26 protein-coding genes and 1 pseudogene are annotated in these 26,114 nt (G+C 45.3%); 7 read left to right on the top strand and 20 right to left on the bottom strand.

The features are described 5' to 3' along the window. The first annotated feature begins 42 nt into the window (after window positions 1-42). Window positions 43-405 carry a UPF0715 family protein gene (locus tag BSI_RS18840; RefSeq protein WP_003235796.1) on the top strand — a complete coding sequence of 121 codons (363 nt, stop codon included), beginning with the start codon at window positions 43-45 and terminating at the stop codon, window positions 403-405. 16 nt (window positions 406-421) lie between these two features. Here BSI_RS18840 and BSI_RS18835 read toward each other — a convergent pair whose 3' ends face one another. The 3 genes from BSI_RS18835 to prfA form a co-directional block, all read right to left on the bottom strand. Beyond that, window positions 422-709 (bottom strand): DUF5316 family protein, encoded by a 288-nt coding sequence (locus BSI_RS18835; protein ID WP_003235798.1) that lies wholly within the window; start codon window positions 707-709, stop codon window positions 422-424. Window positions 710-770: 61 nt separating this feature from the next. Further along, window positions 771-1,637 (bottom strand): peptide chain release factor N(5)-glutamine methyltransferase, encoded by an 867-nt coding sequence (gene prmC, locus BSI_RS18830; protein WP_003235800.1) that lies wholly within the window; start codon window positions 1,635-1,637, stop codon window positions 771-773. A 1-nt stretch (window position 1,638) separates the two neighbouring features. After that, on the bottom strand, window positions 1,639-2,709 hold the full coding sequence (gene prfA, locus BSI_RS18825) for a peptide chain release factor 1 (protein WP_003235802.1): 1,071 nt from the start codon (window positions 2,707-2,709) through the stop codon (window positions 1,639-1,641). Window positions 2,710-2,834: 125 nt separating this feature from the next. Here prfA and gloA2 point away from each other — a divergent pair, with 125 nt between their 5' ends. Both gloA2 and racA read left to right on the top strand, forming a co-directional pair. After that, on the top strand, window positions 2,835-3,221 hold the full coding sequence (gloA2, locus tag BSI_RS18820) for an SMU1112c/YaeR family gloxylase I-like metalloprotein (protein ID WP_003235805.1): 387 nt from the start codon (window positions 2,835-2,837) through the stop codon (window positions 3,219-3,221). Window positions 3,222-3,342: 121 nt separating this feature from the next. Further along, window positions 3,343-3,897: a chromosome-anchoring protein RacA gene (gene racA, locus BSI_RS18815; protein WP_003235808.1), complete on the top strand. Its 555-nt coding sequence runs from the start codon at window positions 3,343-3,345 to the stop codon at window positions 3,895-3,897. Between the two features lie 35 nt (window positions 3,898-3,932). On the opposite strand, the gene BSI_RS18810 is transcribed toward racA, so the two are convergent. The 11 genes and pseudogenes from BSI_RS18810 to spo0F all read right to left on the bottom strand — a co-directional run bounded on the left by BSI_RS18810 (window position 3,933) and on the right by spo0F (window position 14,477). Further along, a complete protein-coding gene (locus tag BSI_RS18810; RefSeq protein WP_003235811.1) occupies window positions 3,933-4,892 on the bottom strand; it encodes an AEC family transporter in 960 nt (319 codons plus the stop codon). Window positions 4,893-4,973: 81 nt separating this feature from the next. Then, window positions 4,974-6,671: an oxaloacetate-decarboxylating malate dehydrogenase gene (gene malS, locus BSI_RS18805; protein ID WP_003235813.1), complete on the bottom strand. Its 1,698-nt coding sequence runs from the start codon at window positions 6,669-6,671 to the stop codon at window positions 4,974-4,976. 289 nt (window positions 6,672-6,960) lie between these two features. Beyond that, window positions 6,961-7,548 (bottom strand): thymidine kinase, encoded by a 588-nt coding sequence (locus tag BSI_RS18800; protein ID WP_003235815.1) that lies wholly within the window; start codon window positions 7,546-7,548, stop codon window positions 6,961-6,963. Between the two features lie 88 nt (window positions 7,549-7,636). Beyond that, on the bottom strand, window positions 7,637-7,837 hold the full coding sequence (gene rpmE, locus BSI_RS18795; protein ID WP_003151132.1) for a 50S ribosomal protein L31: 201 nt from the start codon (window positions 7,835-7,837) through the stop codon (window positions 7,637-7,639). Window positions 7,838-7,955: 118 nt separating this feature from the next. Further along, the gene (gene rho / locus BSI_RS18790) at window positions 7,956-9,239 is read right to left on the bottom strand and encodes a transcription termination factor Rho (RefSeq protein WP_003221939.1); all 1,284 of its coding nucleotides are present in this window, start codon (window positions 9,237-9,239) and stop codon (window positions 7,956-7,958) included. Between the two features lie 30 nt (window positions 9,240-9,269). Further along, window positions 9,270-9,432, bottom strand: a pseudogene (locus BSI_RS22610) (hypothetical protein). Window positions 9,433-9,644: 212 nt separating this feature from the next. Further along, entirely contained in the window at window positions 9,645-10,610 is a 966-nt protein-coding gene (gene glpX / locus BSI_RS18780) for a class II fructose-bisphosphatase (RefSeq protein WP_003235818.1), read from the bottom strand. A 30-nt stretch (window positions 10,611-10,640) separates the two neighbouring features. After that, complete coding sequence (murA, locus tag BSI_RS18775) at window positions 10,641-11,930, bottom strand: UDP-N-acetylglucosamine 1-carboxyvinyltransferase (RefSeq protein ID WP_003235821.1); 1,290 nt, start codon at window positions 11,928-11,930, stop codon at window positions 10,641-10,643. A 378-nt stretch (window positions 11,931-12,308) separates the two neighbouring features. Further along, on the bottom strand, window positions 12,309-12,947 hold the full coding sequence (fsa, locus tag BSI_RS18770; protein WP_003235823.1) for a fructose-6-phosphate aldolase: 639 nt from the start codon (window positions 12,945-12,947) through the stop codon (window positions 12,309-12,311). Window positions 12,948-13,065: 118 nt separating this feature from the next. Further along, window positions 13,066-13,923: a class II fructose-bisphosphate aldolase gene (locus BSI_RS18765; protein ID WP_003235826.1), complete on the bottom strand. Its 858-nt coding sequence runs from the start codon at window positions 13,921-13,923 to the stop codon at window positions 13,066-13,068. Between the two features lie 179 nt (window positions 13,924-14,102). Continuing rightward, the gene (gene spo0F / locus BSI_RS18760) at window positions 14,103-14,477 is read right to left on the bottom strand and encodes a sporulation initiation phosphotransferase Spo0F (RefSeq protein ID WP_003227621.1); all 375 of its coding nucleotides are present in this window, start codon (window positions 14,475-14,477) and stop codon (window positions 14,103-14,105) included. Between the two features lie 165 nt (window positions 14,478-14,642). On the opposite strand from spo0F, the gene BSI_RS18755 reads away from it, so the two are divergent. Beyond that, the gene (locus BSI_RS18755) at window positions 14,643-15,164 is read left to right on the top strand and encodes a DUF2529 domain-containing protein (RefSeq protein ID WP_003235828.1); all 522 of its coding nucleotides are present in this window, start codon (window positions 14,643-14,645) and stop codon (window positions 15,162-15,164) included. A gap of 82 nt (window positions 15,165-15,246) precedes the next feature. Here BSI_RS18755 and pyrG read toward each other — a convergent pair whose 3' ends face one another. The 4 genes from pyrG to BSI_RS18735 form a co-directional block, all read right to left on the bottom strand. Next, window positions 15,247-16,854 (bottom strand): glutamine hydrolyzing CTP synthase, encoded by a 1,608-nt coding sequence (gene pyrG, locus BSI_RS18750; RefSeq protein WP_003235830.1) that lies wholly within the window; start codon window positions 16,852-16,854, stop codon window positions 15,247-15,249. A gap of 241 nt (window positions 16,855-17,095) precedes the next feature. Continuing rightward, on the bottom strand, window positions 17,096-17,617 hold the full coding sequence (rpoE, locus tag BSI_RS18745; protein ID WP_003235832.1) for a DNA-directed RNA polymerase subunit delta: 522 nt from the start codon (window positions 17,615-17,617) through the stop codon (window positions 17,096-17,098). A 182-nt stretch (window positions 17,618-17,799) separates the two neighbouring features. Beyond that, window positions 17,800-18,939 carry an acyl-CoA dehydrogenase AcdA gene (gene acdA / locus BSI_RS18740; protein ID WP_003235835.1) on the bottom strand — a complete coding sequence of 380 codons (1,140 nt, stop codon included), beginning with the start codon at window positions 18,937-18,939 and terminating at the stop codon, window positions 17,800-17,802. Next, complete coding sequence (locus BSI_RS18735) at window positions 18,936-21,053, bottom strand: heterodisulfide reductase-related iron-sulfur binding cluster (RefSeq protein ID WP_003235836.1); 2,118 nt, start codon at window positions 21,051-21,053, stop codon at window positions 18,936-18,938. Before BSI_RS18735 ends, acdA begins: the two co-directional genes overlap by 4 nt. Window positions 21,054-21,207: 154 nt before the next feature. On the opposite strand from BSI_RS18735, the gene cls reads away from it, so the two are divergent. The 3 genes from cls to BSI_RS18720 all read left to right on the top strand — a co-directional run bounded on the left by cls (window position 21,208) and on the right by BSI_RS18720 (window position 23,735). After that, window positions 21,208-22,407, top strand: coding sequence for a cardiolipin synthase (gene cls / locus BSI_RS18730; protein ID WP_003235838.1), 1,200 nt, complete (start codon window positions 21,208-21,210; stop codon window positions 22,405-22,407). A 12-nt stretch (window positions 22,408-22,419) separates the two neighbouring features. Further along, complete coding sequence (uvsE, locus tag BSI_RS18725; protein ID WP_003235841.1) at window positions 22,420-23,382, top strand: UV DNA damage repair endonuclease UvsE; 963 nt, start codon at window positions 22,420-22,422, stop codon at window positions 23,380-23,382. Between the two features lie 80 nt (window positions 23,383-23,462). Then, a complete protein-coding gene (locus BSI_RS18720; RefSeq protein ID WP_003235842.1) occupies window positions 23,463-23,735 on the top strand; it encodes a hypothetical protein in 273 nt (90 codons plus the stop codon). Between the two features lie 41 nt (window positions 23,736-23,776). Here the strand turns inward: BSI_RS18720 and BSI_RS18715 are convergent, their stop codons facing one another. After that, entirely contained in the window at window positions 23,777-24,301 is a 525-nt protein-coding gene (locus BSI_RS18715) for a dihydrofolate reductase family protein (protein ID WP_003235844.1), read from the bottom strand. Window positions 24,302-24,310: 9 nt separating this feature from the next. Continuing rightward, complete coding sequence (locus BSI_RS18710) at window positions 24,311-26,038, bottom strand: ABC transporter ATP-binding protein (RefSeq protein WP_032731682.1); 1,728 nt, start codon at window positions 26,036-26,038, stop codon at window positions 24,311-24,313. Window positions 26,039-26,114: the final 76 nt, after the last annotated feature.

Consider the following 26,114-nt stretch of genomic DNA (forward strand, 5'->3'; position numbering starts at 1 on the left):
TAATCTTATTTATGGTACGATAGTGTTTTAGGAGGTTTAAAGATGAAATATAATTACACAGTGCTGTTATCAGCCTTCACGATGTCGGTTCTTTATTCAATTATTTATATCCATTCATTCATCATTGCCGCTCTCATAACGATGGCATTTTATTTTCTGTTCCCTTATTTGATATTCGCGCTGCCGCTTCAATTCATGATGAATAAAAAGCCGAAACGGTTCAGCCCTTTGTATCTGCTGTATTACCTTGTAGCAGCTTTTATTGCCAACGCGATCATTTTCGGCGTGCTGCAGCCTTCGGGACAATCTCTGCTTCAAAATATAGCCTTCTATCTTTTCGCTGTATTAACAGCTCTTGTCTATTGGATATGGGATTCTGTTTTACTCCAAAAAAAGGAAGCCTAAGAGGCTTCCTTTTTCATTAAAACAAAACCGTCAGCAAATAACATAGAATAGAAGGTATCGCCGCGACAAAGAAAGCAGCCGCCATTTTCAAGCGGGATGTACGGCCTTCTTTAGTTTCTGAATGGTAGTTTGCCCGCTGATCACTTCCGCTTACAGCCAAACCCGATGTGATGATCGCGAACCCAATCAAAACGAGAGACGCAACCCCAAAAATCACTTCATATGAAAGAGCCTGCGGAAAAACGGTGCCAATCATGCTCTCAATCGCAATGAACAAGATTCCTGCTGTCAGGGCCTTTTTCATCCTTTACATCCCCTTTGCTGGTGTTAAAACAGCTTGATTCATCAACTCGCCAGTAAGCTGCTTATTTATTTTTATGAATCACAGCGCATATGGTTCTGTCTTTTCCGTTAATATCTTTCAGCACTTCCACTTCCGCATGTTTAAACGCCTTGAGGATCAGCTCTTTGACCGCTTCGCCCTGTTTCCATCCGATTTCAAAAACGACAAACACTTTCTCCTTCATGACAAGCGGGATGTCTTCCATAAACCGCTTATAAAATTTCAGCCCGTCTCCGCCATCAGTGAGAGCGTGCAGCGGCTCATGAAAACGGACAATCTCTGATAGATCAGCCATTTCTTCTTCTGAAATATAAGGAGGATTTGAGACGACAATATCCGCTTTTTTTCCTGCCTTAATAAAAGGCTCAAGCAAATCGCCCTGATAAAAGCGCACATCCGCTCCGAGCTTTTCCGCATTGGCAGAGGCGACTTGCAGCGCTTCTTTTGAAATATCAACCGCCGACACCGAAAAGTTTTTGTTTTCAAGCGCAAGCGTGACGGCTATCGCGCCGCTTCCTGTCCCGACGTCAACGACATCAAGCCGCCCGTCTTCCGAAAAGACATGCCGATATTTTTCAAGCAGATGATAGACAACCTCTTCTGTTTCCGGCCGCGGGATCAGCACGTCATCATTCACCATAAATTCCCGTCCGTAAAAAAACTCTTTTCCGATAATGTACTGAACCGGGACGCCCTCTTTATGCATCTCAACGTGACGCGTAAAGCGATACAGTTCGTCTTCGCCAATCGGTTCCTGTAAGCTGGCGAGCAGCTTGCTTCTGTCCATTCCGGTATCATAAAGCAAAAGAAGCTCAGCCGCATTTTCTTCTCTTCCCGCTTCGGTTAAATAAGAAGAAGCCCATTTCAGGGCTTCAAATATCGTCTTCATCTTAACCTTCCGACTGCTGAAGCTTGCTTGCCTGATCTTCAACAATCAGCGCTTCAACCACTTCGTCAAGTTTTCCTTCAAGAATCTGATCAAGCTTTTGAATCGTCAGGCCGATTCTGTGATCCGTCACACGGTTTTGCGGGAAGTTGTATGTGCGGATACGCTCAGAGCGGTCACCTGATCCAACTGCTGATTTCCGTGTTTGATCATATTCAGCTTGGGCTTCCTGCTGAAATTTATCATAGATTCTGGCACGGAGAACCTTCATTGCTTTTTCTTTGTTCTTGATTTGAGATTTTTCATCCTGGCATGATACAACAACACCTGTCGGCAAATGCGTCAGACGAACGGCAGACATTGTTGTGTTAACGCTTTGTCCGCCCGGTCCGCTTGATGCAAACGTATCGACTCGGATATCCTTCTCATGAATGTCAACCTCTACCTCTTCTGCCTCAGGAAGACATGCTACTGTTGCAGTTGATGTATGGATACGGCCGCCTGATTCTGTTTCCGGAACACGCTGTACGCGGTGGGCGCCGTTTTCATATTTGAGTTTAGAATATGCGCCACTTCCCGTAATCATAAAGATGATCTCTTTGTAGCCGCCGGTTCCGGTTACACTCGCTTCCATGACCTCTGTTTTCCAGCCTTGAAGCTCGGCATAACGGGAATACATTCTGTACAGGCTGCCCGCGAATAAAGCGGCTTCCTCGCCTCCCGCAGCTCCGCGGATCTCCATGATAACGTTTTTGTCGTCATTAGGATCTTTCGGGATCAGGAGCACTTTCAGGCGTTCTGACAGTGTTTCCGTTTCCTTCTGAAGTTCAGAAATCTCTTCCTTCACCATGTCGCGCATCTCAGCGTCCAGCTTCTCTTCTAGCATCGCTTTTGCATCAGCCAGCTGTTCTGACGCATCTCTGTATTGTCTATATACGTCAACTGTTTCTTGTATATCAGATTGCTCTTTTGAATATTCTCTTAGCTTTTTCGGATCGTTGACTACTTCTGGATCGCTTAAAAGCTCATTTAATTTTTCGTATCGTTCTTCGATTGACTTTAAACGGTCTAACACGGTCTTCACCTCTGTTTTCCTGTGCGTAACATTCTCATTATAGTATAGTGATTAACCCCAGTCAAAAGCATTTCAATCCCAGCTTGAAAAGCCTCCTCTGCTATACTGGGAATCGAGGAGGGATGATGTTGCTGAAATCCATACATCACATTGCAATCATATGTTCAGATTATGAAAAGTCGAAAGCTTTCTACGTACATAAGCTTGGTTTTCAAGTCATTCAAGAAACGTACCGCGAAGAGCGCGGCTCCTATAAGCTTGATTTGTCGCTTAACGGCACGTATGTCATTGAGCTGTTCTCGTTTCCCGATCCGCCCTCGCGCCAAACCCGGCCTGAAGCTGCAGGCCTGCGCCACCTTGCCTTCACAGTCAGCAGCTTGGATAAGGCGGTTCAGAAGCTTCATGAAAAAGGAATCGAAACAGAGCCGATCAGAATAGATCCGCTGACCGGCAAGCGTTTTACCTTCTTTTTTGATCCGGACCAGCTTCCTTTAGAGCTGTATGAACAGTAACGGTTTTTGAAGAAAAAAAGGAGATACCCACTTTCTTTGCCGAATCTTTTCTTGTTTTGTCTAATAGGAAGGGAACCGCATTCTATGGTCGAATACCTAGCTAAAAAGGAGGTATGGGATCATGAATACAAATATGGTAGCAAGTGAACTCGGCGTCTCCGCAAAAACGGTGCAGCGGTGGGTGAAGCAGCTGAATCTTCCGGCCGAACGCAATGAGCTTGGACACTATTCGTTTACGGCAGAAGATGTAAAGGTTCTAAAATCTGTTCAAAAACAAATTTCTGAAGGCACGGCGATTCAGGATATTCATGTGCCGCAAAGCACTAAAAAGCGCACAGGCTTCCTTGTCCAAAAAACAAATAGCGACACAGAACGGAGAATCGAACAGCTCGAACAGAAACTCGACGCCCTTTTACAGCAAAAGCAGGACGAAAACGAGCTGCTGGCAAGGATCGGGGAACTGGAACGCCAGCTAAAACAAAAAGCCGATGAGGGTGTATCTTATCAGCTGCTTCAGCACCGCAGAGAAATTGATGACATCCTTGCAGACCTGCAATCACTGACCTCGCAAATAAAAGAATTCACCGCCCAGCCGATCCCCGAGACTGCTGCTTCTTCTGAAAAAACAAAAACAAGAAAAAAACCGCTTTTGTCACTTTTCAAATTTCAAACCTAAAGTAAAAAAGCTCCCTTTACGGGGAGCTTTTTTGATTACGCAGTAAGCGCGATAATAATCGGAAGTGAAATCAATGACAGAATCGCACTGACCACAAACGCAGTCGCAGTTTCTTCTTCTTGTTTCTCGAAACGAGTCGCAATCATGGCTGCTACGGCAGAACCAGGGAATGCAACAAGAAGGATCGCTTTTGTCATTTGGTCAGCTGGAAGTCCGACTGCAAGAGCAATCAGGAACATTAACGCAGGCTGAACCGCAACTTTTAGTAACGCAATACCGATAGCCGGCATACTGAGTTTGATTTTACGGATACCAACAGTAACACCGACAGCAAAGAGAGCAACACCAGATGTTGTGCTTCCAAGCTGATCAAGCATTTTAACACCCAGCTCAGGAAGAGTGAAGTTGAAAACCAGCACTAAGATCATACTGATTAACGGAGCAGCTGCAAGCGGCTCACAAAGGCCATGCAGGATTGATTTTCCTGTCATCTTCCAGAAGCTGTCGCCGTCCTTTTCGTTTTTCTTAGAAGACTCACCGACAGTAGCGATAATAATCGCAAGCGGATCAAGAATCGCGTTTACCACGATACCTGTAACCGCGATCGGAATCGCAACTTCATTCGCCCCGAACAAGCTTCCCAATACAGGAATACCCATAAATGCGAATGTTGGCTGTGCAGAGTTCAAAGAAAATACAGATGAGTTCGTTAAATCATACTTCAAGATAAATCTGCAAACCAAAAGAATGATGATATAGAAACCAACAATCCCAATAATTAAAGAAACCATCAATGGAACTTGTGATAAAAATTCACTTCTGGAAGTTGTCAAAATACCAGCGATAAAGTGAGCTGGAAGTGCGTATTTCGTTACTAACGTACTTACCCCTTTTGCCGACTTGGCATCATAACTTCCAAAATGTCCTGCAAACCAACCCAGCACAATAACAAAGAATATCGGTGCCAGGAGGATTAAGATATCTAAGATGCTCAAAATATTCTCCTCCAAATCCTATGTCCGTATACTTTAGCTTTACAAAAAGCTTTCCCTCGGACGAAAAAATTTACTCGCTAATTATTTCGCGATGACTTTTTTGTATTCAGGTGTCCACATTGCATCAAGGACAGCTTGTTTTACATCTTCAGGCTGACGATTTGCTACGCCTTCTTTAATTGCTGCTTCAGCAACGGCAATCGCAACTTGAATAGAAACTTCTTGAAGCTTATCGATGCTTGGAAGCAATCCTGCTCCAGGTGTTTCGAAGTCAACCATTTCAGCAATCGCATCAGCAGTTGCAGCAAACATCGCAGGCGTAATGATACGCGCTTCAGCTACAATTGAACCAAGTCCAAGACCAGGGAACGCGAATGCGTTGTTAGATTGTCCGATTTCATAAGAAACACCGTTGTATTCTACATTGTCAAATGGGCTTCCTGTTGCAATAAGCACTTTTCCGTCAGTCCATTTGAACAGATCTTCAGGAACTGCTTCAGCAAGGTGAGTCGGGTTAGACATCGGCATGATAACCGGACGGTCTACGTGAGATGCCATTTCTTTTACAATTTCCTCTGTGAACGCACCTGAAACCCCTGAAGTACCAATCAAGATCGTTGGTTTCGCTTGGCGAACCACTTCATCGAATGGAATTTGGCCTTTTTCATCGCGCTTCCAGTCTTTTACTTCATCCGCACTGCGTAGGTAAGGTTTTTGGAAATCAAGGATGCCTTCGATTTCTTCAGTCAGCAAGCCTCTGTAATCAAGTGTGTAGAAGCGTTTGTTAGCTTCTTCTTCAGATAATCCAGCAAGCACCATTGTGTCACGGATTTGGTCAGCAATACCGATACCAGCAGAACCAGCACCGAAGACAACAACACGCTGATCTTTAATAGAAGCGCCAGTTTTCTTCATCGCCGCAAGCACACCAGCAAGTGTGATCGCTCCTGTACCTTGGATATCATCATTAAATGTAAGAATTTCATGATTGTATTTTTTCATGATATTACGTGCATTTTTGTTACCAAGGTCTTCCCAGTGAAGAAGCGCTTTAGGGAAGAATTTCAATGCCGCTTTTACATAAGCGTCAATGAAAGCTTCATAGCGTTCGCCTTGTACACGCTCATGCTTGTTACCAATATATAAAGGATCATTCAGAAGTTTTTCGTTGTTCGTACCGACATCAAGCACAACCGGGATAACACGGCTAGGGTCAATACCAGCTGCAGCAGTGTAAACAGCCAATTTACCGATTGCGATGTTAATACCGCCTACACCCCAGTCACCGATACCGAGAATACTTTCAGAGTCAGTAGCAACGATAAGATCAATATCTCCTGCAGTCGCATGAAGGTTTTCAAACGCTTTTTCAATACCGTCAATGTTGTCGATTGACAAGTAGATACCTTGAGGTCTTCTATATTCATGGCTGTATTCCTGAATCGCTTCACCAACTGTTGGTGTGTACACAACAGGAAGCATTTCGCGAAGATGGTTTTTCAGCAATTTATAGAAAAGAACTTCGTTACGGTTTGCAAGATCACTTAAGTAAACATTTTGACGAAGGCGGTCAGGCTGCGCTTGGAATTGCTCGTATGCGCGTTGTGCTTGTTGATCAAGAGAAAGTACAGTTGGCGGTAGAAGTCCTTCTAAGCCAAGTTCTTGTCTTTCTTCTACTGAAAAAGCAACGCCTTTATTTAAAGTAGGAATAGATAAAACTTCTTTCCCTCTAAGAGTTGTTTCTAAGTGGCCTTCTTTCGTTTTTTTTATGTTATTCAAGCAAATCTCCTTCTTTCTTGAAATAGTTAACCAAGTTAAGTAATAACCCATCTAAAATATGACCGATCATGATCTTTATGCGACTTTGTGACAATTATTCGAACAATGTCTCAAAACTATTTACATTACGTTAGTTATTTTATGCCTGTCAAAATCAAAATTCAAGAGAAGAAAATTACTTAATTTTTTAATACACTTAATTAAATTTTTTAATTGGATGTTATCAGAATATAAAAAAAACACCGGTGTTTTCACACGGTGCTTTCTATCTTTTTACCCATGTTTTGGGTTAATTTTTAGATTTTCCTGGGACTTCGTGATGATGTCTGCATCTTGCTTCATACGATTCGGATGCGCCCACCTTTATGACCGGATCATCGTAAGAAGCAGGTTTGCCGTCAATCAGGCGCTGTGTTCTGCTCGCCGGTGATCCGCAGACGGAACAGACGGCTTGCAGCTTCGTCACACTTTCCGCAATCGCCATAATATCCGGGACGACACCGAACGGCTCTCCTCTAAAATCCATATCAAGACCCGCTGCAATCACACGGTAGCCTTTATCGGCAAGAGATGATAATACCTCAACAATGTCTTGGTCAAAAAACTGCACTTCATCAACCGCAATCACATCCGTACTCTCACTGATGTGATCCCAAATGTCCGCAGCAGAAGAAATGGCATAGCTCGTCATGGATGTTCCATTATGGGAGACAACAGCATCTTCGCTGTAGCGATTATCAATCACAGGCTTAAATACCCTGACTTCCTGCTTGGCGTAAGTCGCTCTCTTCACTCTTCTGATCAGCTCTTCAGATTTCCCCGAGAACATGCTGCCGCAAATCAGCTCAAGCCACCCGCTTTGTTTCATTATGTACATAGGCTCCGCTCCCCTCTCTCTGCCAGCTGTGTTTTAGACAATATAAAAAACAGGCAAGACTGCTTCCTGCCTGTTGAAAAATCTATTATTACTTAAGACCGTATTTTTTGTTAAAGCGATCAACACGACCATCAGCAGAAGCGAATTTTTGACGGCCAGTGTAGAATGGGTGGCATTCAGAGCAAATCTCAACGCGTACCTCTTCTTTTACTGAGCCTGTTTCAAATTCATTTCCGCAAGCGCATTTAACTGTTGCTTTTTTGAAATTAGGATGAATTCCTGCTTTCATTGTATCCATCTCCTTCCGCCCTGAATCCCGTGTGGAAACAGAGTTATTATTTCGGAGCATTGTCCGAAACGCATATGAGAAAATTATATCAGTGATTTACTTCTTTTGCAAATACAATTTATCTTCTAGCAGATGATAGATTTGCCTGTTTCCATTCTTGATTGAGAATATCGAAAAATTCCTGGTTTGTTTTGGTTTTTTTCATTTTTCTCATGAATTTTTCTGCGAAATCAGGTGAATCAGACATCGTTTTGCGGATCGACCATAAACGATCAAGATGCTCTTTAGGCACAAGCAGCTCTTCCTTGCGCGTTCCTGAACGGCGGATATCGATGGCCGGGAAGATGCGGCGCTCTGCCAGAGAGCGGTCAAGGTGTAGCTCCATGTTGCCTGTTCCCTTGAATTCTTCATAAATGACATCATCCATACGTGACCCTGTATCGACAAGAGCCGTAGCAAGGATGGTTAAGCTGCCGCCCTCTTCGATATTTCTCGCTGCCCCGAAGAAGCGTTTCGGACGGTGGAACGCTGCTGGGTCAATCCCTCCGGAAAGCGTTCTTCCGCTCGGCGGAATCACTAAGTTGTAGGCGCGGGCAAGGCGTGTGATGCTGTCCATCAGGATGATGACATCTTTTTTATGTTCCACGAGACGCATTGCGCGCTCAAGCACAAGCTCGGCCACTTTGATATGGTTTTCCGGCACTTCATCAAACGTTGAGCTGACGACATCACCAGCTACAGAACGCTCGATATCGGTTACTTCCTCCGGTCTTTCATCGATCAAAAGCACAATGAGCTCTGCTTCAGGCTGATTCGCTGTAATGCTGTTGGCAATTTCCTTCAGCAGCATCGTTTTTCCGGCTTTTGGCGGCGCAACAATCAAACCGCGCTGTCCAAATCCGACCGGCGCCATCATATCCATAATTCTTGTAGACAAGAAGTTCGGCTTTGTTTCAAGCACCATTTGACGATCTGGATAAAGAGGTGTAAGCGCCGGGAAATGCACACGCTCTTTTGCTGATTCAGGATCATCTCCATTCACTGCTTCAACGTGCAAAAGTCCATAGTAACGCTCATTTTCTTTCGGCGGGCGAACCTTGCCTGAAACTTTGTCTCCGTTTCGCAAATCGAAACGGCGGATTTGTGAAGCTGAGATATAAATGTCTTCTGAGCTTGGAGAGTAGTTGATCGGTCTCAGGAAGCCGAAACCTTCAGACTGGATGATCTCAAGAACGCCTTCCATAAACAGCAGATCTTCCTGTTCTGCATTCGCTTTCAGAATGGCGAAAATGAGTTCTTTTTTTGTCAGTTTGCTGTAGTAGGAGATTTTATAATGTCTTGCAAGTTCATAAAGCTCTTTTAATTTCATATTTTCCAAAGAGGAAATAGATACGTCTTTCATAAAAACACCACGCTTTTCATAGTCAATATCTTACTCTGCACATGTAAATCTGCTGCTTTTGCACAACATCCGCCAAAGCACATTCTTTTTTTAACATAAAGGAACTTCTATCGGTAACACTTCCACCCATGATCGGCGCTTTTGTTAAAAGGATTGTCTTAATGAGTTTTGAAGGAAGCGAGGACAAAAACATGAGAAGATCAATACTTATATCGTCTGTATGCGGTAGAAATTGAAACTTTCCTAGTGCTTAAAAGAAGGAATTACGCAGTAAAAATCGCAGCACTCTTTATTTTTACCTTATTTCAAAAAATTATTCAACTGAAATAAGGTTTTGACACGGAATTGATAGAGTTGACTCTTTTCTGCAAAAGAAAAGCGGGCTCACACCCGCTTTTTCTTTTTTTATGGACGGATTACAAGATTTGGTTTCTTTTTCAGGCTGTGTCTGCCGTCAACGAAGCGGACTGTGCCTGATTTTGCACGGATAACTAAGCTTTCAGTTGTGCCGACAGAGCCTTTGAATTGAACGCCTTTTAACAGCTCGCCGTCAGTTACCCCGGTAGCTGCAAAAATCGCGTCATCACCCTTCACAAGGTCTTCCATACGGAGGACTTTGCTTAAATCAAGGCCCATTTTGTGGCAGCGTGTGATTTCTTCATCGCTTTGCGGAAGAAGTTTACCGATAATTTCTCCGCCCAGCGCTTTTAACGCAACAGCAGAAAGCACACCCTCAGGAGCTCCGCCTGATCCGAACAGGATGTCAACGCCCGTGTGGTCGAAAGCCGTGTTGATGGCGCCTGCGACATCGCCATCATTGATCAATTTGATTCTGGCGCCGGCCTCACGAAGCTCGGAAATAATTTTTGCGTGTCTTTCACGGTTTAAGATTGTGGCAACGACGTCCTCAACGTCCTTATTTTTCGCCTTTGCCACCGCTTTAAGGTTATCAATGACAGGTGCTTCAATATCAATACAGCCCACCGCTTCTGGACCGACTGCGATTTTTTGCATATACATGTCAGGAGCGTTCAGAAGCGTGCCGTGGTCTGCGACCGCGATAACCGTCAGCGCGTTCCAGCCGCCGCTTGCTAGGATGTTTGTGCCTTCAAGAGGGTCAACTGCGACATCGACGCGCGGGCCGTACCCGTTTCCGAGTTTTTCCCCGATATACAGCATCGGCGCCTCGTCCATTTCTCCTTCACCGATCACAACGGTTCCTTTCATCGGAACTGTATCAAAAACGTCTCTCATTGCGCTTGTTGCCGCTTCATCAGCCTCATCTTTTTTCCCCCGGCCCATCCATCTTGCAGATGCCAATGCCGCAGCTTCAGTCACACGTACCAATTCCATTGATAAACTTCTTTCCATTTCAACACGATCTCCTCTCACAAGAAACCATTATGAATTTTGAAGCTGTTCTATTTCTTCGTCAGTCATTCTTTCACGCCAGATTGTTGCTCCTAGCCCCTCGAGCTTCTTCTCAAGGGTGCTGTATCCGCGGTCAATATGCTCCAAGCCCGTAATTTCCGTGACGCCGTCAGCCATCAGGCCGGCTACGACCAGACAGGCTCCGGCACGCAGATCGCTCGCCTTCACTTTTGCGCCTTGAAGCTCGACAGGACCTGTGATGATGGCAGATCTGCCTTCTACTTTCATATTGGCACCCATCCGTCTCAGCTCATCAATGTGCTTGAATCTTGCCGAGTAAATGGTGTCCGTGACGACGCTTGTCCCTTTTGCCCTTGTCAGGAGCGCCGTCATCGGCTGCTGCAAATCAGTCGGAAAGCCCGGGTATACAAGAGTTTTGACGTCAACCGGCTTTAAGTGCTTCTGCCCGCCGACAATGAGAAGCTGGTCGTCGCTTGTTTCGATATGATAGCCCATTTCTCTCAGCTTTGCCGTTAACGACTCAAGATGAGTGGGAATCACATTATCGATAATGACTTCCTTGCCCATTGCAGCCCCTGCAATCATAAATGTCCCGGCCTCAATTCTGTCCGGAATGATCGTATGCTTGCAGCCGTGCAGTTCCTTCACGCCATCGATTCGGATCACATTGGTTCCCGCACCTTTGATTTTGGCGCCCATGCTTGTAAGCAGTGTCGCGACATCAATGATCTCAGGCTCCTTGGCAGCGTTTTCGATGATCGTTTTTCCTTCTGCCAAAACAGCGGCAAGCATAATGTTAATGGTTGCCCCTACGCTTACGACATCTAGATAAATGCGTGCGCCTCTCAGCCTTTCAGCACGCAAATAAATGGCGCCTTGTTCATTGGTTACTTCAGCTCCAAGTGCTTCAAAGCCTTTAATATGCTGGTCAATCGGACGGGGGCCCAAGTGGCAGCCGCCGGGCAATCCGATGACGGCCTGCTTGAAGCGGCCGAGCATCGCCCCCATTAAATAATACGACGCGCGAAGCTTTTTTACTTTTCCGTTAGGAAGCGGCATGCTGATCATCGACGTGGGGTCAACAACCATTTCCCCATTCTCAAAATGCACGTTGCCGCCGATTTCCTTTAACAGGTCACGCAGCGTTTCAATATCTGAAATCTCTGGAAGCCCTTCAATTGTCACCTCGGAATTTGCCAAAATGGTTGCAGGTATTAATGCAACAGCACTGTTTTTAGCGCCGCTGATATGTACTGTACCGTTTAACGAGTCACCGCCGGCAATATTCAACTTTTCCATGATAGTCTCCTTCCATAAGAAGATAGCTGCGGAGCTAAATAAAATGTCATTTTATTCTGTCTCTGCAAATAAAGCTCATGTCCAAAATCTAGCCAATTCGAAGAGAAAGAATACAACACATTGTAAAATATCAGGAAGAAAATAGCGAAGCTTTGCGGGGCACAGGTTTCGAAAATTGCACAGAGACCCGCCGGCTCAAGAGACATCGTCGTCATCCGGCAAAAGCAGTACGCAAACCCTTCATTCCGATATCAGCTTCTGCAGCCCAATGATTCCTTCTCTGTAAAGCGGCGTTTGCATCTGAAGGTCCGCTGTATCAGGACGGTGAAAAACAAAGGCCGCGGCAAACAGGCATAAAGCTGTTTGCCGTCCTTTGCATTATTTATTCCAGTCTGCCAGGAATTGTTCGATTCCTTTGTCTGTTAACGGGTGCTTAGTGAGCGCATGAATCACTTTCAGCGGCATTGTGCCGATATGAGCCCCTCTTAGAGCGGCTTCTGTCACGTGCTGCGGATGGCGGATTGACGCCGCAATGATTTGTGTTTCAAGACCGTGAATGTCAAAAATCTGCTTGACGTCTGAAATCAGGTCAAGTCCGTTGTGGCCGATGTCATCTAAACGTCCCAGGAATGGTGATACATACGTTGCCCCTGCTCTGGCAGCAAGAAGCGCCTGGTTTGCATTGAAGATCAATGTGACGTTTGTTTTGATGCCTAAGTCAGTAAGTGCTCTTACCGCTTTTAAACCGTCAGACGTCATCGGGATTTTCACCGTAATGTTCGGTGCGATTTTCGCCAGTTCTTTTCCTTCCTCGATCATTTCCTCAGCTTTCAAAGAAATAACCTCTGCACTTACAGAGCCTTTCACGACGTCTGTGATCTCGCGAAGACGGTCGTGGAATGATACGTTAGCTTCTTTTGCTACTAAACTAGGATTCGTCGTTACACCGGCGAGAATTCCTAATTCATTCGCTTCTCTAATTTCATCGATATTAGCTGTATCAACAAAAAATAACATTTTCAAAAAGCCTCCCTGAGTAAGAAATTTTCTGAACTGTGAATATGATTGCGCTTTCTAAAGATAGACGGAAAACCGCCTGTCAAGCTGTCAGGCGGCTATAAACGTTCCAATTGAATTAAGCTTGGTTTGAAGAACCAAATTCACGCATTTTACCGATAACTGTTTCTTTGATCGCTTCACGAGCTGGTCCAAGATATTTACGTGGATCGTACTCGTCAGGCTTAGCTGCCAATGTTTCGCGAACAGCTTTTGCAGAAGAAATTTGGTTTTCAGTATTCACGTTGATTTTAGCTGTACCAAGTGAGATTGATTTTTTGATGTCAGCAGTCGGAATTCCAGTACCGCCGTGAAGAACTAGCGGAAGACCAGTTGATTTTCCGATCTCTTCCATTTCTTTGAAGCCAAGGTTTGGCTCACCTTTGTAAGGGCCGTGAACAGAACCTAATGCAGGTGCAAGGCAGTCGATGCCAGTGCGCTCAACAAGCTCTTGGCACTCTTTAGGATCAGCGTAGATTACGCCTTCAGCGATAACGTCATCTTCTTGTCCGCCTACTGTTCCAAGCTCAGCTTCTACAGATACTCCGTGGAAATGAGCAAGCTCAACAACTTTAGAAGTTGTTGCTACGTTTTCTTCAAATGGATGGTGAGAAGCGTCGATCATTACAGATGTGAAACCTGCATGAATCGCTTTCGCACAAGATTCAAAGCTTGAACCGTGGTCTAAGTGAATCGCAACAGGAACTGTCACTTTGTACTCTTCCATAAGTGCTTTTACCATAGCTACGACTGTTTTGAAGCCGCCCATGTAGCGTCCCGCACCTTCGGAAACACCAAGGATCACTGGAGATTTTTCTTCTTCAGCTGCTTGTAAAATCGCTTGAGTAAACTCAAGGTTGTTTAAGTTAAATTGTCCTACAGCATAACCTTTTTCTTTAGCTGTATTCAACATTTCCGTCATAGAAACTAAAGGCATGTCGAATGTCCTCCTTATGTAGCCTGATTGTCTTCTAGCGAAAAAAGCTTTCCACCCTAGCATGACCCATCTATTGCTGTCATATGTAAATACCAGATCGCTTTTTCTCCATAACTAGAATACCAACTTTTCGACAAATCGGCAACACAATGACATGATTCATTTGTTTCTTCTTTTTGTCAATTAGACTTCAGGGGCAGATATTTTTTTACGGCATCTCTGATTTCGTCGATGTCAAACGGCTTCGCAAAGTGCGTCAAAGCGCCCAGTTCCTTTGATTCCTGGATCATGTCGAGCTCTCCGTATGCCGTCATGATGATCACCCGGATGTTTTCATCAATGACCTTCATCCGTTTTAAGATTTCGATACCGTCCATGCCGGGAATTTTCATGTCCAGAAGCACAAGGTCGGGCCGTTCTTTTGTCACGATGTCAAGCGCCTGCAGACCGTTTGCAGCCTGAAACGTCTGGTAGCCTTCTTTATTGAATACTTCGTTAAGCAAAATACGTATGCCGTATTGATCATCAACGATTAAAATTTTTTCATTCATCATTTTACACCCCAATATTATGATTTTCGTCAAAAGTAAGCAGTAGTGTATGTATTCTGTTTGATTTTCCTATTTCCTTTAATTATAATAGTCTACTTTACGACATTTTCTGAGCATTTTCTCTTTTGTTGTATACTGATATTGTACGTTATAAAGGAGGATTCACTTATGTTGAAAATATTTACGACGCAGTTAACAGGTATTTTTTCCCGCATTCAGGATAAGGAATCTGACGCGATTGAAGATGGGGCGCGGCTGCTTGCTCAAGCGGTGATCAGCGGGCATTCCATTTATTTATATGGAGCTAATGAGCTTCAGGGCGTCTTTTATGAGGCCACCGAAAGCAAAGAACCCTTCCCATCCATCAAAGCCTTTCCAGAAAGCGCTGAGGAAGTGACAGAAAGCGACAGGGTGCTGATGTTTTGTTCAGGGACGGGCACAGCCGAAGAGCAGGCGCTTGCGAAAGAGCTTTATGAAAAAGGTGCGGGAGTCGTATGCGTATCGCCGGCAGCTAAAGACAGTACGGGAATTGAACAATATTGTGATGTGCATATTGATTCTAAATTAAAAATGCCGCTTGTGCCCGATGAAGACGGCACCCGTTACGGATTTCCCTCTTTAATGACTGCACTGTATGTCTACCATGCTTTATCGTTCACATTAAAAGAAATTCTGCAAGAGTATGCATAATATCTTATTGTACATGCTGTCTCTTGCCGGAAACAAATAAAAAAGACTTGCCCGCTTTTGACAAACGGCAAGTCTTTTTTTATTACTTCTGATTTGCAGCTTCGACAGACGCTCCGATAAAGCCTTTGAATAACGGCTGAGGTCTTGTCGGTCTTGACTTAAACTCTGGGTGGAACTGAGAAGCCACGAACCAAGGGTGGTCTTTCAGCTCGATAATTTCAACAAGGCGTCCGTCAGGGCTTGTGCCTGAGAATACGAAGCCTTGGTCTTCCATTTGCTGTCTGAATTCGTTGTTGAATTCATAACGGTGGCGGTGACGCTCATACACCACTTCATCCTGATACACTTCAAAGGCTTTCGTGCCTTCTTCAAGCTTACAAGGGTAAAGGCCGAGACGAAGCGTTCCGCCGAGATCCTCAACATCCTTCTGTTCAGGAAGAAGGTCGATGATCGGGTATTGCGTTGACGGATCAATTTCCGCTGAGTGAGCGCCTTTTAAGCCCAGTACGTTTCGTGCATATTCAATAGACGCAACCTGCATGCCCAAGCAAATGCCCAAGAACGGAATTTTGTTTTCGCGCGCGTATTTTGTTGCGACGATTTTACCTTCAACACCGCGGTCTCCGAATCCGCCCGGCACGATGATGCCGTCCGTTCCGCTTGTGAGCTCTTCGATGTTGCTTTCTGTCACTTCTTCCGCGTTGATCCATTTTACTTTTACATCTGTGTCAAACGCATACCCCGCATGGCGGAGAGACTCAACAACAGAGATGTATGCGTCAGGAAGCTCAACGTATTTACCGACAAGGCCGATTGTGATCGTTTGAGACAGGTTGCTGACTTTGTTCACAAGCTCATGCCACTCGGACATTTCCGCCTCTTTGCATTCCAATTTCATGTGCTCGCAAACGAGCTTATCAAGCCCTTGTTTTTGAAGCTCGAGCGGAATGGAGTAAAGGTTGTCCGCATCTTCACACTCGATAACCGCTTTTGTATCAATGTCGCAGAATAGCGCGATTTTATCTTTCATATCTTGAGAAATCGGCATTTCTGTACGAACGACGATGATGTTTGGCTGAATGCCCAAGCTGCGCAATTCTTTTACGCTGTGCTGTGTCGGTTTTGTTTTCAATTCGCCCGCAGCTTTAATGTAAGGAACAAGCGTACAGTGGATGTACATTACGTTTTCACGGCCGATGTCGCTCTTCATTTGGCGGATCGCTTCAAGGAATGGCAGTGATTCGATGTCTCCGACAGTACCGCCGATTTCTGTAATGACAACATCTGCGTTTGTTTCTTTCCCCGCTCGGTAAACACGGTCTTTCAGTTCGTTTGTGATGTGCGGGATGACCTGTACGGTTCCGCCAAGGTAGTCTCCGCGGCGTTCTTTTTTAAGAACTGTTGAATAAATTTTACCTGTTGTCACGTTGCTGAATTTATTCAGGTTGATGTCGATAAAACGCTCATAGTGACCAAGGTCCAAGTCTGTTTCAGCGCCATCATCCGTTACGAATACTTCACCGTGCTGGTACGGGCTCATTGTTCCCGGGTCAACGTTGATGTATGGATCGAATTTTTGAATTGTCACGTTCATTCCGCGGTTTTTCAGCAAACGTCCTAATGAAGCTGCTACAATACCCTTTCCTAGTGAGGATACAACTCCCCCAGTTACAAAAATATATTTCGTCATTTCGTTTGCTCCTCTCTTCGCTCTTAGCTACATTTTTAAAATGTACTATTTTATAAAAAATCATTTAGCCTTTTAAATGATTTATAAGAAAAATGAGGGGTGAAAATAAGAAAGCTCCCTTTCAATTTCTTGAAAGGGAGCATAACGTACTATGTTCTCTCTTCGTTTTTGAAGAGCCCAAAATACATACTACATAGTTCGACTATGAAAGTCAAGATCGTTTTGAAGATGAAATCTTTTACTATTTGAGATCCTCTTCTTCTTCTTCATAGTCTTCATCATCTTCATCAATAATATCCTCTTCGATCTCAAGATCGTCGTCGTCTTCATCGAGATCTTCATCGTCAAAATCGTCGGTGTCAAGATCAAGTTCTTCCTCGACTTCATCTAAATCAATGTCGTCTTCGTCGATCTCTTCAAACTCGTCAAGATCAAGATCTTCTTCGACTGCTTTCTTCGCTTTTTTCTTTTTCGCCTTGACTGTCGGCTGCGTTTCTTCGTCAAGCTGATCATACGGATACCAGCTGCGAAGCCCCCAAGTCTGGTCAGAAAGCGCCAGGAAGCGGCCGTCAATGTTTAAATCTGTATAAAATTGAGCGATGCGGTCTCCAAGCTCTTCTTTTGTCACGCCGAGCAAAGATGCGATTTCATTTAAAAGCTCCTGAAATGGAACTGGTTTTTTATGTTCTTCAAATAATTCGTGAGCGATTTCAACTAAAGCCATTTCCTTTAGCTCTTCCTGTGAATATTGTTTGATACCCAAGGTCGGACACTCCCTTTCTATTACATATATGTATCTGTTTTATCAATAATGAAAGCGATTTTGTATCGTTCTTATACAAACCATACCTCTCATTATAAACAAAATAAAACAGAATATGCTACCCTTAACGGCGTTAATTTAAATAATTTTACAAGAGTGATCCGACTGATAGATGTTTTGCATCAATCCGCGAGCATTCGGGAGATGACAAGTCTTTGAATTTCTTGAGTGCCTTCATAGATTTGCGTGATTTTTGCATCACGCATATAGCGTTCAACCGGATAATCTTTTGTATAGCCGTAGCCGCCGAAAATCTGCACGGCTTCGGTCGTCACCTTCATCGCCGTATCCCCCGCCAGCAGTTTGGACATGGCAGAAGCTTTTCCATATGGAAGGCCTGATGATTCAAGCCACGCCGCCTGATAGGTCAATAGCCTTGAAGCTTCTATCATTGTAGCCATATCTGCGAGTTTAAAAGCGATGCCCTGCTGCTCGGCGATCGATTTTCCGAATTGCTTTCTCTCTTTTGCGTATTGCAGCGCCGCATCAAGCGCCCCCTGAGCGATTCCCACAGCTTGAGCGGCAATGCCGTTTCTGCCTCCGTCTAGCGTCTTCATCGCGATTTTGAAGCCTTCCCCTTCTTCTCCGAGTCGGTTTGCTGCAGGCACAACACAATCTTCGAACGTGATTTCCGTTGTCGGGGACGAACGGATGCCCAGCTTCTTTTCTTTCTTGCCTGTCAAAAATCCTTCGAAATCCTTTTCTACTATAAAAGCGGAAATGCCTTTTTTCTTTTTCTCGGGATCGGTGACGGCAAAAACAATATAAATATCCGCAATCCCGCCGTTTGTGATAAACACTTTTGAACCATTTAACACATAATCATCGCCGATTCGTTCAGCAGTTGTTTTCATGCCGCCGGCGTCAGAACCGGACCCTGCTTCGGTCAAAGCGAAAGCGCCGATTTTCTCTCCGAGGGCAAGCTGTGTTAAGTGCTCTGTCTTCTGTTCTTCCGTCCCAAAGGCAAACAGCGGCCAGCTGCATAGAGAGATATGGGCGGAAAGCGTCACACCGGTGGAGGCGCACACTTTCGAAAGCTCCTCCACCGCGATGACGTAAGCCAGAAAGTCACTTCCGATTCCTCCGTAATCTTCAGGCCACGGGATTCCCGTCAGCCCTAGATTCGCCATTTCCCGAAACAGCTCGCGGTCGAAGCGTTCTTGTTCGTCGCGTTCTGCCGCTGTCGGGGCCACTTCATGCTTTGCAAAATCACGGACCAATTTCCTGATCATTTCGTGTTCTTCTGATAATGAAAAATTCATGGCTTCTCCCCCATTTTCATATCAGCGCCTAAGACAGATTGGGCCAGAAGCTCGGCGACGTCATACGTTTTGACCCGGTCTTCGGCTTCTTTCGCCTTTGTGCCGTCCCCAAGCATCGTGAGACAGTACGGACAGCCGGAGCTGATCACCGATGGGTTAACCGCGAGTGCTTGCTCTGTCCTGGCGACGTTAATCCTGTTGCCCGTTTCTTCCTCCATCCACATTAATCCCCCGCCGGCGCCGCAGCACATGCCGGTTTCCCGGTTTCTTTCCATTTCAATCAGCTGTACGCCCGGAATGGCTTTCAAAATCTCCCTCGGCGGATCATAGACTTCGTTGTACCGGCCCAAATAGCATGAATCATGGAAGGTAATCGCCTCTTGAAGCGGGTGCTGCGGTTTTAATTTCCCGTTCTTCACCAGCTCGGCCAGCACTTCTGTATGATGATAAACCTCGCCTTCAAATCCGAAATCCGGATATTCGTTTTTAAATAAATTGTATGCGTGCGGGTCGATCGTAACGATTTTTTTGATATCATTTTTTTCAAATTCAGAGATATTCTTCTCAGCCAGCTCTTGGAACAAAAATTCATTTCCGAGGCGGCGCGGCGTGTCTCCTGAATTTTTTTCTTTATTGCCGAGGATCGCGAAGGACACGCCCGCGTGATTGAGCAGCTTGGCAAAGGAGACCGCGATTTTCTGGCTTCTGTTGTCGTAAGACCCCATGGAACCGACCCAGAAAAGGTACTCAAATTCTTTTCCTTCTTTTTTCATTTCTTTTACGGTCGGAATCTCGGCTTCCGGCGCCGCGTCACGCCAATTTTCACGTTCCTTGCGGTTGAGGCCCCACGGATTTCCCTGCCGCTCGATACTGGTCATGGCGCGCTGTGCGTCACTGTCCATTTTTCCTTCTGTCAGTACGAGGTAGCGGCGGAGGTCGATGATTTTATCCACGTGTTCGTTCATGACGGGGCATTGATCCTCGCAATTCCGGCAAGTGGTGCACGCCCAAATTTCTTCCTCTGTGATGACGTCACCGATCAAGCTCGGATTGTAATCCAGCGCGGCGGCGGCTTCCTGCGATCCGCTGCCCGCTGACGCTGCCGCCAGCTGATTGCCTCTCGTATGCCGGAACGCTGCCGCGGGCACCCAAGGCGAGCGTGAGGTGACGGCCGCGCCTTTTTCTGTGAGATGGTCTCTGAGGCGCAAAATCAAGTCCATCGGCGACAGCATTTTTCCGGTGCCTGTTGCAGGACACATATTGGTGCAGCGGCCGCACTCGACACACGCGTACAGATCAAGAAGCTGGGACTGCCTGAAATCTTCTATTTTCCCCGCTCCGTAGCTTTCTTTCGTTTCGTCGGTAAAATCGATTTTTTCAAGCTTTCCGGCCGATTCCATTCTGTTGAAAAAAACATTGGCAGGTCCGGCGATTAAATGGGCATGCTTCGACTGAGGCACGTACACTAAAAAGCTCAGCAAAAACAGAAGATGGATCCACCATGCGATATAGAAAATGACCGCCGCGCCTGTTTTCCCAATTCCGCCAAGCAAAAACGCAATACCAGATGCGATCGGCTCGCTCCAAGAAAGCCCGTGCTCATGCCAGATTAGATTCATCCCGTTTCCAAGCAGAACCGTCAGCATTAACCCCCCAATAAAAATGAGAACAAGTCCTGCTTTGAAACCGCGTTTCAGCCTGACGAGCTTTTCGATATAACGTCTGTAGAATGCCCAGCCCACAGCAATTAAAATGAGAAACGTAACGATTTCCTGAAAAAAGGTGAAAGCGGGATAGACAGGGCCAAGCGGCAGATTCCGATCGGGAGCCAGTCCTTTGATGATAAAGTCAATAGCTCCGAACTGAACCAATATAAATCCGTAGAAAAACATGACGTGAATGATTCCGCTTTTCTTGTCCTTGAGCAGTTTTTTCTGTCCGAATACATTCACCCAAATGGCTTGAAGCCGTTCCTTGAACCGTTTATCAAATTGTTCTTTCTGGCCCAGCCTGATGTAGGCCAGTCTCGTTTTGACCAAGTAAATAAACAAACAGACAGCGTAAGCGGTTACAACCAGAAATAACAAAGCATTTGCGATGAGAAAGCCGCTCATTCCAATTCCCCCTTTTTACTGATAAAGACCGCGATCCCCTACCCTCGAATCTGTATAAGATTATCTTTATGATAAATAATGAATGAGTGTTCAGTCAATAATTAAATTCCTGGTGTTCGGGCACACTACCTTTACTACGGAAAGGAGTGCCTGGATGAAGATATTTTTCGTGATTCTCATCATTGTCATCATACTATTGGCTTTCATTCTGCTTGATATCTTCATGGGACGCGCCATTTATAAAAAAAACGCGTACGAGCCTGTTTTTTCAAAAAAGAAGAGCGATATTCAATTGATTCACTGCGGTGCTGATCTTGTGGAACGGATGATGGAAGACATCCGCCAGGCCGTTTCTTCAGTTCACGTTATGTTTTTTATTATGAAAAACGATGAGGTCAGCCACAATATGTTTACGCTGCTGAAAGCAAAAGCACAAGCCGGTGTTTCTGTTTATTTGCTGCTGGATTGGTCCGGCAGCCAAAAAATTAAAAAACCGGCGCTGAAGACGATGAAAAATGCCGGGGTTCAGGTTCATTTTCTTAACAAGCCTCGTTTTCCTTTTTTCTTTTTCCATATGCAAAAACGGAATCACCGGAAAATCGCTGTGATAGACGGAAAAATCGGCTATATCGGCGGGTTTAACATCGGTGAGGAATACCTGGGAAAGAAGGCGAAGTTCGGCAATTGGGAGGATTATCATTTGCGTATGAAGGGAGAAGGCGTCCGAGATCTTCAGACGCTTTTTACCGCCGACTTGAAACGAAATACCGGATCAGCTGAACTAAGCCCGGATGTTTGGCCGGAGCTTCCGCAAGAGAATATCTCTCATAAGATTTATGCGACTGACGGTTATTCTCTTGAAAAAACGTATTTGGCAAATATCGCGCAGGCAAAAGAGCGCATTACCATTTGCACACCTTATTATATTCCGACAAAATCACTTCAGCAGGCCTTGGTCAAAGCAAGAAAAAACGGTGTAGCCGTTACGATCATCGTGCCGATGAAATCAGATCATCCGCTGGTCAGAGAAGCAGCTTTTTCGTATTATTCGGAGCTCTTGGATGCCGGCTGTCTTATCTACCGTTTTTATCAGGGGTTTTATCATGTGAAAGCCCTGATTATTGACGATCATTTCAGCATCATCGGCACCGCCAATTTTGATCAGCGAAGCTTTTTTTTAAATGAAGAGGTGAATGTTGAAATCGATGATAAGGCTTTTACAAAAGAAGTCTATGCCACGATTGAAGAGGATATTAAAAGGTCGGAGCTGCTGACTAAGGAGAATTTCAAAAAACGCACATTCAGGCAGCGCCCGGCGGAATGGCTTGGCAGAGCAATATCTTATTTTTTATAAAGGAGAGTTCCTATGATTTTCAGATTCGGGTTCGTTTCAAACGCGATGAGCCTTTGGGATGCGTCTCCCGCTAAAACATTAACATTCGCGCGTTATTCCAAGCTTGCAAAGGATGAAAGAAAAGAAGCGCTTCTGACTGTGACAAAAGCCAATTTGCGCAATACGATGAGAACCCTTCACTATATCATCGGCCACGGCATTCCTTTGTATCGTTTTTCCAGTTCGATTGTTCCGCTGGCCACGCATCCCGATGTGATGTGGGATTTTGTGACGCCGTTTCAAAAGGAATTTCAGGAGATCGGGGAGCTTGTCAAAACACATCATCTGCGAACAAGCTTTCACCCCAACCAATTCACTCTGTTTACGAGCCCGAAGGAATCCGTCACAAAAAATGCGGTAACCGATATGGCGTATCACTACCGCATGCTTGAAGCCATGGGCATTGCTGATCGCTCCGTTATCAACATTCATATTGGCGGCGCTTACGGAGATAAAGAAACTGCCACTGCTCAATTTCAGCAAAATATGAAGCAGCTGCCGCAGGAGATCAAACAGCGAATGACGCTTGAAAATGATGATAAAACATATACGACGGAAGAAACACTTCAGGTCTGTGAAAAAGAGGATGTTCCGTTTGTCTTTGACTTTCATCATTTTTACGCCAATCAAGATGATCACGCCGACCTGAATGAAGCACTGCCCCGGATGATCAAAACGTGGGAGCGGATCGGGCTGCAGCCAAAGGTTCACCTGTCTTCCCCAAAATCGGAGCAAGCCATACGCAGCCATGCCGATTATGTTGACGCCAACTTTTTGCTGCCGCTCTTGGAACGCTTCAGGCAATGGGGAACAAATATTGATTTCATGATTGAAGCAAAACAGAAAGACAAGGCGCTTCTCCGCCTGATGGATGAATTAAGCTCCATCCGCGGCGTCAAACGCATCGGCGGCGGCACGCTGCAATGGAAATCTTAAATGTGCAAAATCAGGTTTACAGATCGTCGGCTCTGGGAACATACGCTATATAAGACAACAATCGATGGAGGAGAAAGATCATGAAAAACATCAAGTCTCTGAAAGTAGCCGCACAGGCATTTACTTTAAGAAATTTGATTCATCTTTATAAAATGTGCCATTCCGGAAGCCACGAGGTTTATATTTATTCGAAGAAAACGATGTGCAAAATCAAAAGCTTAATTGAGCTTGAAACGTTCCGCATGGCTCATAATGAAAAGGAATATTTGATTGTAGTGGAAGGAACCAAAGCATCACAGCTGATTGAAAAATTCCAAAATATCGTCGAGCCTGCTGAAAAAGAGGCGCTTTAACTTACATATAAAAAGGATAGACATCTTGTCTATCCTTTTTCTTATGGCCTTACATAATGGAGCTGAACCGCCTGTCCAAATTGTTTCATCCCTTTTAACCGCAGCTTTGTTTCATTTGTTAGTTCGTGAAACAGCGGGATGCCGCTCCCTAAAACGACTGGAATAATGGTGATGATGAATTCGTCGATGGCGTCTTCTTTCATAAAGGCATTCACCAGCTCTGCCCCGCCTGCTATCCAGATGTTTAAGCCTTTATCCCGTTTCAAACGGTCAGTGAAGGCCTTGGCTCTCTCATTGATAAATGTCACATGCTCATCCTGATAGCTGCCGGGCGTTCCTGTGAAAACGTAGCATGTTTTATCCTGATACGGGAAAACCGGTGTGAGGATTTTGACGTGTTCATATGTGCTCCGGCCTAAGATGACGGTATCAACCGTCTGATAAAAATCACTGTATCCGTTATCGCCTTCACCTTCAAATTCATCCAGCCAATCGATGCTTCCATCTTCTCTCGCGATCATCCCGTCCAATGAAACGGCAATGTACAGCACATTTTTTCTATCCATATTTTCCTCCTATTGCTGAACCATTTGCCCGAATTGCGCTTGATGCAGCCTGCTGTATAGGCCTCCGGCTTCAATCAGGTCTTGATGGCGGCCTTGTTCTTCAATACCGTTGTTTGTGACGACCACAATTCTGTCCGCGTCTTTGATCGTCGCCAATCTGTGGGCGATCACGAGCGTCGTCCGCCCCTCCGACAATTCTTGAAGCGCCTTTTGGATCGCCGCTTCTGTTTCTGTATCAAGAGCCGAGGTTGCTTCGTCGAGAATCAGGATCGACGGATTTTTCAAGAACATCCGTGCAATTGACAGCCGCTGCTTTTGCCCTCCGGAGAGCTTCACGCCGCGTTCACCGATCATGGTATCCAATCCATCCGGCATGTTATGGACGAGCTCTTCCAGATGCGCCTGTTTCACAGCCTGCCAAATGTCTTCTTCTGATGCGTCTAATCGGCCGTAGGCGATATTTTCTCGAAGCGTGCCCGAGAATAAGAAAACGTCCTGCTGCACGACGCCAATCTGCTCCCGCAGTGAAGACAGCGTCATATCTTTAATGCTGATGCCGTCGATCGTAATGTCGCCCTCCGATGCTTCATAAAAGCGCGGAAGCAGACTGCAAAGCGTTGATTTTCCCGCGCCTGACGGACCGACGAACGCAACCGTTTCCCCCGCTTGAATAGACAGGTTAATGTCATTGAAGACGTTGTGGTGGTCATCATAGCCAAATGAAACATCTTCATAGCGGATATTGCCCTTCAGGCCGGAAACGACTCTCGCATCCGGAGAATCCTGAATATCCGGCTCTGTCTCCATCAGTTCCATATAGCTTTTAAAACCGGCGATCCCCCTCGGATACATTTCGATAATGGCATTAATTTTGTCAATGGGCCTGAACAGTACATTCGTCAGGAGCACAAACGCCACGAATTCCCCGTACGATAAGGAACCGCGAATGACAAACCACGTACCGCATAAAAGGACAAACAGCGTGACAAACCGAGTCAGCATATAGCTGATGGAACCGTTTTTCGCCATGATTTTGTATGAGGAAAGCTTTGTGACACGGAAACGCTGATTGTTGACGGCGAAGCGTTCTTTTTCAAACGCTTCATTGCCGAACGCCTGCACGAGCCGAATGCCGCCGATATTATTTTCTACCCGCGCGCTGAAGTCTCCGATATCTTTGTTCAGCGTGGTAAATGCTTTGGTCATTTTTTTGTTGAAATAAAGCGCAAGCCAAATAACAATCGGCATGATGATAAACGTTAATAATGCCAGCTGCCAGTTAATAAACAGCATCACCCCGAACGCCCCGAGAATGGTCATGATGGCAATGAATAAATCTTCCGGGCCGTGATGGGCAACTTCGCCGATGTACATTAAATCGTTCGTCAGCTTCGACATCAGCGTTCCTGTCTTGTTGTTGTCGTAAAATTTGAACGAGAGCTTTTGCAAATGGTCAAAAAGCGACTTTCTCATATCGGTCTCGATATTGATCCCGAGCATGTGCCCCCAGTATGTGACGATATACTGGAGTGCGGAGCTGAGCGCGTACACCGCAAATAAGCCGATTGAGGTCGCGATGATCAGCCCCCAGTCCCTGCCCGGAAGCAAGGTATCAATAAAATAATTGACGATCAAAGGAAAACTCAGCTCCATTAAGCCTCCCGCGATCGCCGAGAAAAAGTCGAGAAAGAACAACGTTTTATATGGTTTATAATACGAAAAAAACTGCCGCAGCACCTTATCTTCCCCCAATGCATAAATAACTGATAACATTTCTCAATTATACTATACACCGGCTGTTTTGAAAGATCAG

It is taken from the genome of Bacillus inaquosorum KCTC 13429 (genome assembly GCF_000332645.1).
GTDB lineage: Bacteria > Bacillota > Bacilli > Bacillales > Bacillaceae > Bacillus > Bacillus inaquosorum.